Raw genomic sequence first — 14,768 nt, forward strand, 5'->3', positions numbered from 1 at the left:
GAGCCATGGCCGATGCATACGAGTACAAGGTCGTCGAGCTCCGCGAGAAGCTGATCGGCGGCAAGATGTCCGGCGCGAAGCTCGAGGGCATCCTCAACGACCACGCCGCGCAGGGCTGGCGGCTGAAGACGATCACGTCCGCCGAGATCAAGGGCCGCATCGGCCCGGGCGGCGTGGAGGGCATGCTGATCACCTTCGAGCGGCTCGCGACGCGCTGAGCGATCGAGCCACCGCCTACAGCAGTGCCGACAGCAGCGCCGCGGCCCGGGTGGCGCCATCGGTCTCGACCGGTTCGTAGGTCACCGTCCGGCGGGCCTCCTTGGCGATGACGGCCGCCAGCAGGTCCGGGTCGGCCGCCTGTTCGTACGGCAGGTGGCGGCCGGCGCCGTACCGGTCCAGCCGGTGGCGGACGTGGTAGTTCTGCTCGAAGTGGTTGCGCAGCGGCACGTACACGAACGGCCGCCCGGCCGCGGTCAGCTCCATGCACGTCGTCAGCCCGCCCTGGACCACCGCGAGGTCGCACGCGGCCAGCACCCGGTGCAGGTCCGGTACGTAACCGCGCAGCGACACCCCGCGCCGCCGGGGCAGGGACCGCGGGTCGATCCGCGGACCGGTCACCACGAGGAACCTCAGCTCCGGAACCTGGCGGCGAGCCGGCGGCACCGCGTCCAGCACCCGCCGCAGCAACGGCGCGCCCACTCCCGAGCCGCCGACCGTGACCACGCAGAGCAGCTCGTCGTCGGCGTACCCGAGCCGGCGTCGGACCGCCGCGCGCCCGGCCTCGCCGACCGGGTCGAAACCCGTGACGTAACCCGCGAAGTCGTAGTTCTCCACCGTCCACTCGCGAATCCCGGGCAGCCCGGGGCCGAACGGCATCGGCACCACGTCGTCCGGGTTGCCGACGAAGACAGACCGGTCTCGGACGCGCCGCAGCCGGGCGCGCTGCTCGAGCATCTCCGCGTTGTAGTCTGCCGTCAGCGCCGCCTCGCGCGGACCGCCGCCCGGCATCGGCAGCCAGCCGACGAAGTCCGTCAGCCACGCGAACGCGAACCGCTTCAGGCGTGGGTTCTCGTGCAGGTGGTAGTCGACGTCCCACGCCTCGTCGCCGATCACCAGGTCGTAGCGCTCGGCCTCGGCGACCTCGTCGAACACCATGAAGTTCCGCACCAGGACCGAGTCCAGCCGGCGGATCGCCTCGAACGCGTGCAGGTCATGCTCGCCGGCCTCCTGCTCCACATGGGACGACTCGTTGGCGAGCCACGCGGACGCCGGATGCACCCGTTCGCCGTGCGACTCCAGCATCGCCGTCACCGGATGCTGCGCGAGCCAGTCGATCTCCAGGTCCGGACGCGACGCGCGCAGCCGCCGCGCGATCGCGATGTCCCGCCGGGCGTGGCCGAGGCCGATCGGTGAGCTCAGGAACAGCGCACGGCGCCGCCGGGCGAGCGGCCGGGCCAACCGGACGGCCCGCTCGGGCGGATACACCCGGTCGGCGAACTGTTTGATCAGCAGGTTGATCTCGACCGGGGCCCGCGCGTGCGGGCCGTGCCCGATGCCTTCGAGCTCCACCAGCGAACCCCCGGTCAGCTCCGCCAGCCGCGCGCTTCCGGCAGGCGGGCGCAGCCGGTCCGCCAGGCCCTGGATCGCGAGCACGGGGCACCGCAGCGACCGGCACAGCTCGGCCTCCCCGGCGCGCGCCGGGTCGTGCAGGCGGCCCGCGGTGGCGTCGACCAGCGTGGCCGGGTCGATCTCGTGTGCCCACGCCACGCAGTCCTCGATCTGCTTGGTCGAGTGCGGCTCGGCGAACATCTGCGCCATGAACCAGTCGACGAAGTCGTCGTAGCCGCCCTCGAGCCAGTAGTGCCGGTTGTACTTCGCCGACCCCTCGGTCGTGTCGAGCCGGGCGTCCCAGTCGAGCTGGTGGTGCACGCTGTCCCCGACGCCCAGGTCGAGCCCCGTGCCGATCGCCACGATGCCGTCGACCCGTTCGGGATGCGCGGCGGCGACGTGCACCGCCCAGACGGTGCCGCGGGACAGCCCGACCACCAAGGCCCGCTCGGTTCGCGTGGCGTCGAGGACCGCGAGCGTGTCCGCGGTGTACTCGCTGTCCAGATAGGACTCCGCACCCGCGGGCCGGGAGCTCTCGCCCGACCCGCGGCCGTCGAACGTCACCACGCGGAAGTGCCGGGCGAGGTAGGGCACCTGGAGCTTCCAGCAGCGGGACGGGAGGATCGCCCAGACCGGCATCAGCAGCAGCGTCGGCCGGCCCGGGTTGTCGTAGACCTGATACGCGATCCGCACGTCCCCGCGGGTCGCGAACCCGGTGCGGCTCGCCTCGGCGGTCATCGCGTCCACCCCCCGTCCCGCTGGGAAGCTCATTGTGCGCCTACGGCCGGACTTCCAGCACCTGGTTGAACGGCGTCTCCGCGACGCGCGCGAACCGGGTGAACCCGCCGGCGACGGTCACGTCGCGCAGCCGGGCAGGGCCCGCCTGCGTGCCGAGCGCCAGGCCGACGTCCTGGGACAGCGACGCGGGCGTGCACAGCAGCGTCGAGAAGCCGTAGTACGCCCGGCCCACCGGGTTGAGGTTCTCCTCGACCCGGTCGCCGGCCATCGGCTCCACGACCATCCACGTGCCGTCGCCGGCCAGCGCCTCCCGCACGTGCCGGGCGGCGCCGACGGGGTCGCCCATGTCGTGCAGGCAGTCGAACATCGTCACGAGGCCGTAGCCCGTGCCGGAGAACCCGTCCGCGGGCGCCACCTCGAAGCGGACCCGGTCGGCCACCCCGGCGGCCTCGGCCCGCAGGCGTGCGGTCTCGATCGACTCGGCGTGGTAGTCCGAACCCACGAACGTCGAGTTCGGGAACGCCTGGGCCATCAGGATCGTGGACGCGCCGTGTCCACATCCGATGTCCGCGACCGTGGTGCCCCGCCGCAGCTTGGGCACGACGCCGTCGAGCGCCGGCAGCCAGGACTCGACGAGGTTCGCGAGGTAGCTCGGCCGGAAGAACCGCTCGCAGCCGACGTGCACGTCGGTGTTGTGCTCGTGCCAGCCCACACCGGAGCCGCCGCGCGCGGCGTCGAGCACGGCGCCGGAGTCGGTCACCGTGCCGAGCACGATCTGGAAGAGCCCCGGCACGAACGCCGGACTGTCCTCGACCGTCAGGGCGACCGCATGTTCCGGCGGCAGCGCGTACCGGCCGGCGGCCGGGTCGTACGTCACGTAACCGCCCGCTGCCTGAGCGTTGAGCCATTCCCGTGCGTACGGCTCGGCGGTGCCGCTGCGCTCGGCGAGCTCCGTGGCCGTGGCCGCCCCCTCGGCGGCCAGGATGCGGTAGTAGCCGAGCTTGTCGCCCATCACGACGAGCGCGGCGTTGAGCGTGGCGCCGGCCTCGTCGACGGCCCGGAACACGAACTGCATGACCTTGTCGGGGTCCACTTCGGTCGCGGGCTCGGTGATCGTCATCGATTTTCCTTTCCTCGCACCTGGTTTGGCGGTACCGAACGTAGAATCCCGGGCCCCCTTGCGGCATCCGGTGACCCACCTAGTCTTTGGCTGTGCTTGTCGGGCGCGAGACCGAGCGACGCGTGATCGAGCGCCTCGTCGCGGGCGCCCGTATCGGGCAGAGCGGCGTGCTCGTCGTGACCGGCGAGCCCGGCGTCGGCAAGACGGCGTTGCTGGAGGACGCCCTCCGGCACACCGACGGGATGGGCGTGCTGCGCGGGACCGGCAACGAGTCCGAGCACGGCATCCCGTTCGGCGTGCTGTACCAGGTGCTACGCCCGGCGCTGGACCACCTCGGCGCGATCCCGCAGCCGCAGGCGGACGCGCTGGCGGCCGCGCTGATGCTGCGGCCCGGCGACTCCGGTGACCGGTTCGCGATCGGCGCGGCCACGCTGAGCCTGCTGTGCCGCTACGCGGAGGAGCGGCCGCTCGCGATCCTGCTCGACGACGTGCACCTGTTCGACCGGCCGTCGGCGGACGCACTGGCGTTCGCGGCCCGCCGGCTGATGGCCGACCCGATCGCGGTCGTCGCCGCCACCCGCACGCCGGAGCCGGCCGACGTCGCGACGTTGCCGCAGCTTCCGTTGTCGGGCATCGGCCTCGCCGCGGCGCGGGAGCTGGTTGCCCGGCACAGCAACGTTTCGCGGGACGTGGTCGGCCGGTTGCATCGGGCGACCGCCGGGAACCCGCTGGCGCTGATCGAGCTCGCCGGCACGGGGGAGCAGCGCATCTCGCCGGCCGCCCCGTTGCCGGTGCCGGCCACGTTGGTGACGGCGTTCGCCTCCCGGGCCGGTTCCCTCGGCGAGGCCGGCCGCGTGGCGCTGACCGTGGCGGCCGTGGCGGGTGGCGACCTGCACGCGGTGGCAGGCGCGTGCGAGCGGCTCGGTGTGGACGTCGGCGCGCTCGCCGAGGCGGAGGACGCGGGCCTGGTGCGCCTCGACGGCGACCGCGTCCGGTTCCGCCACCCCCTGGTGCGTGCGGCGATCTACGGCGGCGCGAACCCCGAGCGACGCCGTGCGGCCCACCGGGCGGTGGCCGAGGCGGTCGGTCCGCAGGATCCGGACCGGCACGCCTGGCACCTCGCCGAGGCCACGATCGGCCCGGACGACCGGGTCGCCGGTCTGGTCGCCGAGGCGGCCGTCCGCGCGCACCGGCGCAGCGCGCACGACATCGCCGCGGCGGCGTACGAGCGGGCCGCGCGGCTCAGCCCCGACCCGGATCGGCGTGGGCTGTTCTGCGTGGCGGCCGCCGAGTCGGCGTGGCTCGGCGGTGCGGGCACGCAGGCGTTGACGCTGCTGGACCAGGCGGGCGAGCCGGCCTCGCCGGGAGTCCGGCTGCGGGCGCTGGAGCTGCGCGGTGCGATCACCGCGCGGACCGGGTCGCTCACCGTGGCCCGCGACATCCTGCGCGACGCGGTCGGCGAGTCACCGGACGTGGACCACCGGGTGGTGCTGCTGGCCGACACCGTCCACGTCTGCTTCTACCTCGGCGACGCGACGGCCGCGCTCGAGCTCGCCGGCGAGATCGAGGACCTGCTCGGGCAGGTGAGGTCATTGCGGTCGCGCGGGCTCGGACACGCCGCGGCCGGGGTAGCGCGGATCCTCGCGAACCAGGGTGGTGCGGACCAGATCCGGGCCGCGATCGAGATCCTCGCCTCGTCCGGCCAGCTGCGTGACGACCAGCGCCGGCTGCCGTGGCTGATGATCGCGCCGATGTTCCTGCGCGACAGCGACACCGGCGACGACCTGCGCCAGGTGGTCGGCGAGCTGCGTGCGGAGGCCGCCGTCGGCGCGCTGCCGTTCCTGCTGTTCCACGTCGCGCGGGACGAGGCCACGACGAACCAGTGGGTGCGCGCGGAGGCGACCTACGACGAGGCGGTCCGGCTCGCGCGGGAGAGCGGCCAGGACACCGAGCTGTCGATGTGCCTCGCCGGGCTGGCATGGCTGCAGGCCCGGATGGGGCGGGCGGAGCAGTGCCGGTCGCTGGTCGCCGAGGCGTTGCCGATCTGCCGCAACCGCGACATCCACCTCGGCCGGATCTGGCTGCTGCTCGCGCTCGGCGAGCTGGCGCTCAGCTCCGGCGACCCGGCCGGCGCGCTGGCCCACCTCGAGGAGGCCGACGCCCTGCGGGACACGCTGAAGCTCTCCGACCCGGACCTCTCGCCCGCGCCGGAGATCGCCGACGCGCTTGTCCGGCTGGGCAGGCGGGAGGACGCGTGGGGAACGGCGGAGCGCTTCCGGTCGGCGGCGGAGGCGAAGGGCCAGCCGTGGGCGCTCGCCCGCGCCGAACGCACGATCGGCATGCTCGCCGGCGACGCGGAGCTGGACGAGCACTTCCCGGCCGCGCTCGAGCACCACGCGCACACGCTGGACGTCTTCGAGACCGGACGCACCCGCCTCGCGTACGGCGCGCGGCTGCGGCGTGCCCGCAGGCGGGTGGCCGCGCGGCCGCACCTGCGCGCCGCGCTCACGACGTTCGAGGAGCTCTGCGCGGTGCGCTGGGCCGACCTCGCCGCGGCCGAGCTGGCGGCGACGGGTGAGTCGATCCGCCGCCGGGAGCCGAGCGGCGTGCAGACGCTGACGCCGCAGGAGCTGCAGGTCTCGTTGCTGCTCGGCGAGGGCCGGACCACCCGCGAGGTCGCCGCGGCGCTGTTCCTGAGCCCGAAGACCGTCGAGTACCACCTGCGGAAGGTCTACACGAAGCTCGGCATCCGGTCGCGGGCCGAGCTGGCCGAGCAGCTGGCCACGCTCACGCCTCGCGCGCGGTAGCCCCGCGGTCGGGCAGCAGGAGGTCGGCCAGCTCGTCGAGCAGCGCGGTCACCCGGCCGGCCTTCGTCGTGTCGCCGACGGCGTCGCGGACCGTGCCGTCGATGCCGCGCTCGCCGCGCCGGTCGACCGCCCGCAGCGTGTCCCGGGTCGCCCGCACCCGGGTGCGCCGGCCGTCTCTCGGATCCCCCGCGGTGGCGAGCAGCCGGCGCCGCTTCAGCCGGGACACCGACGCCGAGACGTGGCTCTGCACGAACCCGGTCCGCGTGCTGATCTCGCTGACCGAGCCGTTCGGGTGCTTGATGACGTCCTCGAGCACGGCCGCCTCGCCGGGCGTCAGCGTCAGGTCCCCCGGTTCCCCCGTGACCTGCCGGGACAGGTCGATCAGCCGCTTCCCCAGCCGGTGCAGTTCGCCACCATCCATGATCTCTACGCTACAACGCCCGCAAAGAATCGCTAAAGATGTATCGTTGACGATGTAAGGACGACGGCCTCGCTCTGGGCCGGTTCCGCAACGCGGTTCAGGTCCGGAACTCCAGCCACAGTGGATAGTGGTCGGAGATCCGCCACGAGATCTGGTTCCTGGTCAGATCCCGCAGGACGTGCGGGACGAAGTCGAAGCTGCCGCCGCGCCCGGAGTAGGTCAGCCCGGTCAGCAGCGACGGGTTGTCCGGCTTCGTCGGGTCGCTGAACCACGCGATCTGGTCGTAGTAGTGGTGTTCCTTGCTGTCGTCGAAGACCGTGCGCCGTACCTCGTTGAGCTCCTTCGGCGGCCACAGTCCTGTTGAGACGAACTCGCGGAAGAGCGGGTCGTCGAGCCGGTCGATGTTGAAGTCCCCGAGCACGAGCAGGTTGTGGTTCCAGTCCTTCGGGCGCTGCGCCCAGTCACGCATCCACTCCGCGAACGCGGTGAGCTCCTTGATCCGGTCGGCCGGTGCGTCGCCCCACAAGACGTGCACGGTCGTGAGGATGAACTCGACGCCACGCCGCACGAAGCCGGCCGCGTACGGGGTGCGCGCGAACTGCCGGGGCCCGCTCCCGTCGACCTCCGGCGGCAGCACGAGCTCCCCGACCAGGCCGGACGGCTGCACGCGCTTCGTGTCGTAGACGTAGGCGAGCCGCTCGTCGTTGCCGGCGTCGCCCTCGGTCACGTCGGACGCGATGACGCGGTAGCGGTCGCCGAGCCGCTCGAGCAGGGCGAGCAGCGCGGTGGTGTTGCGGTTGGCCTCCTGGATCGCGCAGACGTCGAACCGCTCGACCACGGCGGCGATGCAGGACACGGCGTGCCAGTCGCGCTTCGGGCTGTCCTTGCCGCCGGACTGCCACTTCTGCGTGAGACCGCCGAACTCGCGGAGGTTCCAGGTGCCTACCAACAGGTTCCGCGTCGACTTGGCGGGGATGTTCCCGTCGAGCGCCACGCGGAGACGACCGAGATCGCCGGTCACGTCGTCGGGTTCCGGTGGGGGTGGGGGAGGGGGACGGGTCATGCCCAGTCCTCGCGCGCGCGAAGCCGCTCGTTACGGGCCGGTCGGCCGCGAAGCCACCGACACGAACGGTTGTCAGGTCACGCCCGGGAAGGGGTGGCGCGCGGTGAACTCGTCCTTGGTCAGGCCCATGAGGACGAGGTCGTGATGGCGCCCGGCGAAGTACTCGTGGTCGCGCAGCCGGCCCTCCGGCTGGAAGCCGAGCTTGCGGTGCAGCGCGATCGACGCCTCGTTGAACGCGTAGATCCGCACCTCGCACTTGTGGAAGCGCCGCTCGCCGAACATGTACGTCAGCAGCAGCGGGATCGCGTCGGATGCGTAGCCGTGGCGCTGGTGGTCGCGCCCGATGGCGATCCCGTAGTGGAAGCGCCCCGCGCGCCGCTCGACCGCGCTCGTCGACAACGCCCCGACGAGCACCTGGTCGGCGCGGGTCTCGATGGCGAGCATGAACTCCTCGCCCTCGCGTGCGCCGGCCAGCTCCGCCGTCCACGTCCGGTACCCGGCGGCCGACCGCGGCAGGTGGATCATGTCCGCGCTCCGCATGTCCACCGAGGACTCGTCGAACCGCCGGAAAGCCGCCCAGTCCTCGGGCTCGACGCCACGCAGGCGGACCCGCTCACCGGTCCAGATCGAGGTCATGCCCGCGATCGAACCAACCGGAGCCCATTGGTGCCAAGTATTTTCAGCGCGGCGTGAGCCGCAGCGTCGTGGCGCGGGCCCGCTCGGTCACCATCGGGTCGACGTACTGGGCGTCGTAGTCCCGGTACTTCGTCCGGTAGGCCGCGTCGATCTCGTCGTTGACGGCCCCGTCGGTCTCGTCGGCGAACGTGACGTCCTTTCCGACGCCGCCCGCGTCGACGTGGCCCTCGTGGCTGGCCTGCGCGTTGCGGTACCAGCGGCCGTCGCCGCCGAGCGCGGAGCGGACGTAGAGGTCCCCACCGCGGCGGACGACCCAGATCGTCACCGGGTTGCTCAGGCTGCCGTCGCGGCGGCGGGGGGCGATGCGCAGCTCGTCCGCGGCGGCGATCCGGTCGAGCTCGTCGGCGGTCCACGTGCTCATGGGGTGCGCCTCCTCAGGGCCGCAGGAACGCCTTGACGGCGCGGCGCTCGTCCATCGCGCGGTAGGCCTCGGCGACCTCGTCGAGCGGGAGCGCGAGGTCGAAGACCTTGCCGGGGTCGATCCGGCCCCTCCACACGAGGTCGATGAGCTCGGGCAGGAAGTGCCGCACCGGCGCGGGGCCGCCGCGGACCCCGACGTGCGTGCGGAACAGGTCCTCGCCGCCGATGCGCACGCCGTGCGGCACGCCGACGAAGCCGACGGTGCCGCCCGGGCGGGTGGCGCGGATGGCCTGCCGCATCGCCTCGTCGGTGCCGACGCACTCGAGCGTGGCGTCCGCGCCGACCTCGCCGGTGAGCTCCTTGACCCGGGCCACGCCGTCGTCGCCGCGTTCGCTGACGATGTCCGTGGCGCCGAACTCGAGCGCGAGCTTCTGCCGGGCCTCGTGCCGGCTCATCGCGATGATCCGCTCCGCGCCCAGCTGTCGCGCGGAGAGCACGCCGCAGAGCCCGACCGCGCCGTCGCCGACCACGGCGACCGTCGAGCCGGGGCCGACGCCGGCCGTCACCGCGGCGAACCAGCCGGTGCCCATCACGTCGGACAGGGTGAGCAGGCTCGGGATGAGCTCGGCGGCCGGCTGGTCCGGAGTGGACACGAGGGTGCCGTCGGCGAGCGGGACGCGGAGCAGCTCGGCCTGGGCGCCCAGCACGGGCTGGCGGTGCATGCACGCGGTCTGGTAGCCGGCCCGGCAGTGCGGGCAGGAGCCGTCGGAGGCCACGAACGACCCGATGACGAACTGCCCGGGCCGCACCGTCGCGACGTCGTCGCCGACCGCCTCGACGACGCCCACGTACTCGTGCCCGATCGGCATGGGCTCGCTGACGTCGTTGATGCCGCGGTAGGGCCACAGGTCCGAGCCGCACACGCAGGTGGCCGAGATCCGCAGGAGAGCGTCGGTCGGCTCGGCGATCGCCGGGTCGTCCCGCTCCTCGATCCGTATGTCACGCGGCGCGTGAAGGACGGTTGCTCGCATGCGGAAACACTACCCAGATGACCCCGCTGGTGCCGGTCGCGCGAGCACCGGCAGCCCGCCCTTCTTCGGCCGGCGGCGACGATGCCGGTGCCGACCGGGAAACCACAGCTCGCCCGGGGGGAACTCCTGGGTGCTGGAGAAGCGTGCGGTCAGTGAACCGGGTTCGATCGTGATCTTCGGTACCGGGGGAGTCGTCAGTCGTAGAAGTAGCCACGGCGGAAGGCTTCCCACTCGTCGAGGTCGTCGGCCAGCTCGGGGTACGCGGACAGCTCGCGGGCGATGTCGTCGTGGCCGTGCGCGCGAAGGTAGTCGAGTGTCTGTTGTGGACCCGCACCGAGCATGAACTGCACGTCGAACCCGCACGCGGAGTCGAAGTCGATGTGCTTGGCCTGCCACATCATCGGTACGTCAGCCGGGTCCCCGACGAGGTACAGGAGGAACGCGCACCAGTAGAGGTTCTCGTAGAGCTCGTCGCTCGGCCAGGCGGCCATCTCCGCGCGGAAGACGTCGCGCAGCGTCGCGTGCTGCGCGGCCGCCCCCCGCGGGTCGACCTCGCCCAGCCACCGCGCGCGGGCGGCCGGGCCGGCGAGCTCATCCGGCATGGCCGGGAGGGTAGCTGGTGGTCGGCGGTGGAGGCGTCGACGACGTGGTGGACGGTCTGGTCTGCGATGTGGTCGGCGACGGCGTGGCCGGTGCCGGGCGCGTCGAGACGCTCGGGATCCGCGGCCGCAGCGGGGTGGACGTGTCCAGCGGCCGCGGCGTGTCCTCCGTGCTCACCCCGCAGCCCGCCACCGCCAGGGCCAGCAGCAGCGCGACCGGCGCGCGGCGGATCACTCGGCCACCTCCGGCAGCTCGACCACGAAGCGCGCCCCACCGCCCGGCCGTTCCTCCACCCACGTGCGGCCGTCGTGGCGGCGGACGTGCTGGCTGACCAGCGCGAGCCCCAGCCCGGCACCGCTGTCGGTCGTGTCGCGGTCGGCGGGGGAGCCGCGCGCGAACCGCTCGAAGACGTGCTCCCGCGCGTCCGCCGGGACGCCCGGGCCGGCGTCGTCGACCTCGATGCGGGCGTTGCCGTCGTTCCGCAGGACGCCGAGGCGCACCAGGCCCTTCCCGTGCCGGCGGGCGTTGTCCAGCAGGTTCGCCACCACGCGCTCGAGCCGTACCCGGTCCGCGAGCACCCACGGCGTGTCGTGCACGTCGAGCGCGTCGGTGGGCACCGGGCCGTGGTGGTGAGCCGTGACGCGCACCAGGGCGGCGAGGTCGACGAGCTCGAAGGTCGACCGGTCGGAGTCCTGGTCGCCGCGGGACATCTCGAGGAGGTCGTCGACCATCCGGCGGAACCGCCGCAGGTCGGTGTCGAGCAGGTCGACCGCCGCGCGCGTGCTCTCCGGCAGCTCGCCGCTGCGTCGCTTGAGGATCGACATCGCGTTGAGCATCGTCGTGAGCGGGGAGCGCAGCTCGTGGCTGACGTCGCCGGCGAAGCGGGTGTCGCGGGCGACGCGCTGCTGCAGCCGCTCGGCGGTGTCGTTGAACGCGGCCGCGAGCGAGATCAGGTCCGGGTCGCGGGTCGGCGGCAGCCGGACGCTGAGGTCGCCGCGCACGGCGCGGGCGGCGGTGTCGGTGAACCGCCGCAGCGGGCTGAGCGCGTGGATCGTCGCCCACCGCCCGAGAAGCGCGCCCGCGAATCCACTCGCGACCGTCCCGGCGAGCAGGATCCAGCTCAGGAACCGGAACGTCGTGTCCAGCTCGCGTATCGGCGCCACCTGGATGTAGGCGGCCGACCCGCCCTCCAACGGCAGGCCGATCGCCAGCACCGGGTTGCCGGCCAGCATCGTGCGCTGGTAGGCCGCCCGGCCGCGCTGGACCATCGTGAGGAACGCCGGCGGCAGGCTCTTCGGGTCGACGCTCCCGCTGCTGATCCAGTCGCCGCCCGCCACCAGCAGCCCGGCGGACTCCGCCTCGGTGCCGAGTGCGGTCAGCAGGTCCTCGAGGCCGTCGGGATCGCGGCGCAACACCCCCTCGACGAGCTGCGCGTTGCCGTTCGCCTGGCGGGTCGCGGTGGTCTCCCGCTGCTTGATCATGTACCCGGTCGACAGATGCCACGTCGCCAGCGCGAGCGTGCCCGCCACCACGAGGGAGACCAGGCTGAACCAGGCCATCACCCTCGTACGCAACGGGAATCTGCTCACCGGGCACCGTCCTCGCGATCGGTTCCGTGCTCGGCACGGTAGCCGACGCCGCGCACCGTCACGATGAGCCGCGGCTGGCCCGGGTCGGGCTCGATCTTGCGGCGCAGCCGGCGGATGTGGACGTCGAGCAGGCGGGTGTCGCCGAAGTAGCCGTACTCCCACACGCGTTCGAGGAGCTGCTCGCGGGTGACCACGGCCCCGCGCGCGGCGGCGAGCGTGCACAGCAGCCGGAACTCCGTCTTGGTCAGCGGGATGTCCTCGCCGCCGCGCAGGGCCCGCCCCTCGGAGACCCGGACGGTGAGCTCGCCCAGCTCGATCGTGTCGTCCTGCCCGGTGTTGCGGGTACGCCGCAGCAGCGCCCGGACCCGCGCGGCGAGCTCGCCCGCGTCGACCGGCTTGGTCACGTAGTCGTCCGCGCCCGCCTCGAGACCGGCGATGACCTCGTCCGACGACGTGCGGGCGGTCACCATGATGATCGGTAGGTCGCCGCGGTCGCGGATGCGCGCGCAGACCTCGAGGCCGTCGATGCCGGGCAGCATCAGGTCGAGCAGCACGACGTCCGGCGTCGCGGCGCCGAGCTCGTCGAGTGCCTGCTCGCCGCTTGCGGCTTCGACGACCCGGTAGCCCTCGTCGGCGAGCGCGAGCCGCAGCGCACCGCGGATCCGTGGGTCGTCCTCGACCAGCAGCAGGGTGGTCATGGAGGCGTCGTATCTCATCGTCGACGGCGATGCTACGCGGCGTGGTGGACCTGCCCGAATTGTCAGGGAGTCGTCAGGTCTACCAGGCGAAAAAGGAAAGAGGATGGCGTCATCAGATCGACCGGAAGCGCGAGGCCCAATGCACCGCTATGAGCAACACTGCCCGATAGCGCGCGCCGCCGAGGTGATTACCGAGCCGTGGACGGTGCTCATCGTCCGCGAGCTGCTGCGCGGCAACGAACGCCGCCCCGACATCGCCAAGGGCCTGCCCCGGATGTCCGCATCGCTGCTGGCCGCACGATTGCGTGCGCTCGAGCAGCGCGGCCTCGTGGCCTGCCTCGCGGGCGACCGCGGCGAGAAGCGCTACAAGCTCACCGTGGCCGGCCAGGAGCTCCGCCCGATCGTCGACCAGCTCGGCCGCTGGGGGCAGCGCTGGCTCGATCGCCCGCGTCTCGGCGACCTCGACCCCGAGCTGCTGGTCTACGACATCTGCCGGGAGATCGACCGCGCCCGACTGCCGGATCGCCCGCTCACCGTCGACGTCGACTTCACCGACGCGACGCAGCCCCGGCGGTGGTGGCTCAGCCTGTCGGCGACCGAGATCAACATCCGCCAGGTCACCACCCCGATCGGCGCCACCGTCCGGCTGACCTGCACGCTCGGCGCGCTCGCCGGTGTCTGGCTCGGCCACGTCACCTGGCTGCAGGCGGTGCGCGAGCAGGCGATCATGCTGGGCGGCGAAGCGGCCGCGATCCGCTCGCTCATCGAGTGCCTCGGCCTCAGCCGGTACGCCAAGGTGCCCCGCGCGGAGTCGCCGACGTGATCGACTCCCGTGACGAGGACGGCGCCACGCTCGTCGTTCCCACCGACACCGACCCGCCCCCCGACGTGGTCGAGGCCTGGGTGTGCGCCGCGCTGCGCGAGCTGCCCGAACCGCTCCGGCTGCGGGCCACGCTCGTCACCCTCGAGCTCGTCGCGCGGGCGCGCCGCTGCCCGCCGTACGTCGTGCGGCTGATCGTGCTCGACCGCCGCCGCACGCTCGCCGTGTCGGTCGAGGACTGCACGCCCGCGTCCGGTGCCGAAGCGGCCGACGCCGACCTGACCCTGGTGGCCGGCCTGTCCAGCCGCTGTGGCGTCGAGCAGCGCGCCCGAGCGCGCACGACGTGGGCCGAGCTCGCCGCCGAGAACGGAAGCATCCTGCTCGGCGGACCGGATCAGCCCAGGCCGAGGTCGGGCGACCGGCGGGCACGGTGATCGACCAGCAACCAGGTGCCGGCCGGGTCCTCGGCGAGACGACGTTCCCGGACGTCGACGCCGCGTTCCTGATGGACCTGCGTGGCTGGCTCACCCGGCCGCTACGGGGCTGGCCGGCGTCGCTCGTCCGCAACGTGGCGATCGTGCTCGGCGAGCTGATGACCAACGCCTACCGGCACGCCGGGCCGCCGTTCGGCGCGCGGCTGACCGTGCCGCCCGCCGGTGGCGTGGTCCGTGTGGCCGTGTGCGACGGCACGGCGTCCGGCTGGGGCTGGCAGCTCGGCCGCGGGCTGCTGATCGTGCGCGACCTGAGCACGGACTGGGGAGTCGAGCACCGGGCGGACGGCAAGACAACCTGGGCCGAAGTGCCCGTTCCACGACGGAATGTCTGACTCCAACCTTGCGATTGCCTGACATTCCGCGGTGGTCCTGAACGGGCGTCTCGCGACCTGCCGTATGTGGGGGCGTTCGGGAATCCAGACGAGTTGGGCGAGGGAATGCGACGCGGAACTGTTCGTTGGGCAATGGCGATCTTCCTGGTGCTCCTGGGTGCCGCGTTCCCCGCGGCCGGCGTCGCGTTCGCGACCCAGGACCACGAGAGCCAACCGCACGCCAAGGCCGTCTACTCGAACACCATCGACCGGCGGGATGCCGAGTTCCTCACGGTGATCAGGTTCGCGAACCTGTGGGAGATGCCGATGGGCAAGCTCGCCACCGAGCGGGGGACGACCAAGGAGGTCAAGACCGCCGGCTCGGTCATGCTCACCGACCACACCAAACTGA

At 72.8% G+C, this 14,768-nt stretch carries 17 protein-coding genes; 6 read left to right on the forward strand and 11 right to left on the reverse strand.

What is annotated here, in order from left to right:
* Nucleotides 1–5 precede the first annotated feature (5 nt).
* Entirely contained in the window at nucleotides 6–218 is a 213-nt protein-coding gene (locus VH969_RS25765; RefSeq protein ID WP_331978679.1) for a DUF4177 domain-containing protein, read from the forward strand.
* A gap of 16 nt (nucleotides 219–234) precedes the next feature.
* Here the strand turns inward: VH969_RS25765 and VH969_RS25770 are convergent, their stop codons facing one another.
* Both VH969_RS25770 and VH969_RS25775 read right to left on the reverse strand, forming a co-directional pair.
* Entirely contained in the window at nucleotides 235–2,346 is a 2,112-nt protein-coding gene (locus VH969_RS25770) for an alpha/beta hydrolase (RefSeq protein ID WP_331978681.1), read from the reverse strand.
* 40 nt (nucleotides 2,347–2,386) lie between these two features.
* Entirely contained in the window at nucleotides 2,387–3,466 is a 1,080-nt protein-coding gene (locus tag VH969_RS25775) for a class I SAM-dependent methyltransferase (protein ID WP_331978683.1), read from the reverse strand.
* Nucleotides 3,467–3,558: 92 nt separating this feature from the next.
* On the opposite strand from VH969_RS25775, the gene VH969_RS25780 reads away from it, so the two are divergent.
* Nucleotides 3,559–6,273, forward strand: a complete 2,715-nt coding sequence (locus VH969_RS25780; RefSeq protein ID WP_331978685.1) for a helix-turn-helix transcriptional regulator — start codon at nucleotides 3,559–3,561, stop codon at nucleotides 6,271–6,273.
* Here the strand turns inward: VH969_RS25780 and VH969_RS25785 are convergent.
* The 9 genes from VH969_RS25785 to VH969_RS25825 form a co-directional block, all read right to left on the reverse strand.
* On the reverse strand, nucleotides 6,254–6,694 hold the full coding sequence (locus VH969_RS25785; protein ID WP_331978687.1) for a helix-turn-helix domain-containing protein: 441 nt from the start codon (nucleotides 6,692–6,694) through the stop codon (nucleotides 6,254–6,256). The two genes, VH969_RS25780 and VH969_RS25785, sit on opposite strands and share 20 nt — an antisense overlap.
* A gap of 97 nt (nucleotides 6,695–6,791) precedes the next feature.
* Nucleotides 6,792–7,757: an endonuclease/exonuclease/phosphatase family protein gene (locus tag VH969_RS25790; RefSeq protein WP_331978689.1), complete on the reverse strand. Its 966-nt coding sequence runs from the start codon at nucleotides 7,755–7,757 to the stop codon at nucleotides 6,792–6,794.
* A 72-nt stretch (nucleotides 7,758–7,829) separates the two neighbouring features.
* Nucleotides 7,830–8,393 carry a GNAT family N-acetyltransferase gene (locus tag VH969_RS25795; protein WP_331978691.1) on the reverse strand — a complete coding sequence of 188 codons (564 nt, stop codon included), beginning with the start codon at nucleotides 8,391–8,393 and terminating at the stop codon, nucleotides 7,830–7,832.
* A 43-nt stretch (nucleotides 8,394–8,436) separates the two neighbouring features.
* The gene (locus VH969_RS25800) at nucleotides 8,437–8,814 is read right to left on the reverse strand and encodes a DUF2255 family protein (RefSeq protein ID WP_331978693.1); all 378 of its coding nucleotides are present in this window, start codon (nucleotides 8,812–8,814) and stop codon (nucleotides 8,437–8,439) included.
* Between the two features lie 13 nt (nucleotides 8,815–8,827).
* The gene (locus VH969_RS25805) at nucleotides 8,828–9,844 is read right to left on the reverse strand and encodes a zinc-dependent alcohol dehydrogenase family protein (protein ID WP_331978695.1); all 1,017 of its coding nucleotides are present in this window, start codon (nucleotides 9,842–9,844) and stop codon (nucleotides 8,828–8,830) included.
* Nucleotides 9,845–10,038: 194 nt separating this feature from the next.
* Entirely contained in the window at nucleotides 10,039–10,446 is a 408-nt protein-coding gene (locus VH969_RS25810; protein WP_331978697.1) for a hypothetical protein, read from the reverse strand.
* Nucleotides 10,436–10,678: a hypothetical protein gene (locus VH969_RS25815; protein ID WP_331978699.1), complete on the reverse strand. Its 243-nt coding sequence runs from the start codon at nucleotides 10,676–10,678 to the stop codon at nucleotides 10,436–10,438. Before VH969_RS25815 ends, VH969_RS25810 begins: the two co-directional genes overlap by 11 nt.
* Nucleotides 10,675–12,033, reverse strand: coding sequence for a HAMP domain-containing sensor histidine kinase (locus tag VH969_RS25820; RefSeq protein ID WP_331978701.1), 1,359 nt, complete (start codon nucleotides 12,031–12,033; stop codon nucleotides 10,675–10,677). Before VH969_RS25820 ends, VH969_RS25815 begins: the two co-directional genes overlap by 4 nt.
* Nucleotides 12,030–12,731, reverse strand: a complete 702-nt coding sequence (locus VH969_RS25825) for a response regulator (protein WP_331978703.1) — start codon at nucleotides 12,729–12,731, stop codon at nucleotides 12,030–12,032. Before VH969_RS25825 ends, VH969_RS25820 begins: the two co-directional genes overlap by 4 nt.
* 139 nt (nucleotides 12,732–12,870) lie before the next feature.
* On the opposite strand from VH969_RS25825, the gene VH969_RS25830 reads away from it, so the two are divergent.
* From VH969_RS25830 to VH969_RS25845, 4 genes are all read left to right on the forward strand, one after another.
* Nucleotides 12,871–13,554, forward strand: a complete 684-nt coding sequence (locus VH969_RS25830) for a winged helix-turn-helix transcriptional regulator (protein WP_331978705.1) — start codon at nucleotides 12,871–12,873, stop codon at nucleotides 13,552–13,554.
* Nucleotides 13,551–13,985, forward strand: a complete 435-nt coding sequence (locus tag VH969_RS25835) for an ATP-binding protein (RefSeq protein WP_331978707.1) — start codon at nucleotides 13,551–13,553, stop codon at nucleotides 13,983–13,985. Before VH969_RS25830 ends, VH969_RS25835 begins: the two co-directional genes overlap by 4 nt.
* Nucleotides 13,982–14,377: an ATP-binding protein gene (locus VH969_RS25840; protein WP_331978709.1), complete on the forward strand. Its 396-nt coding sequence runs from the start codon at nucleotides 13,982–13,984 to the stop codon at nucleotides 14,375–14,377. The genes VH969_RS25835 and VH969_RS25840 overlap by 4 nt, the downstream gene beginning before the upstream one ends.
* A gap of 132 nt (nucleotides 14,378–14,509) precedes the next feature.
* Nucleotides 14,510–14,768 (forward strand): DUF4142 domain-containing protein (locus VH969_RS25845; protein WP_331978711.1); only part of this gene is annotated, 259 nt, incomplete at its 3' end.

This window comes from Actinophytocola sp. (genome assembly GCF_036555685.1).
Lineage (GTDB): Bacteria > Actinomycetota > Actinomycetes > Mycobacteriales > Pseudonocardiaceae > Actinophytocola.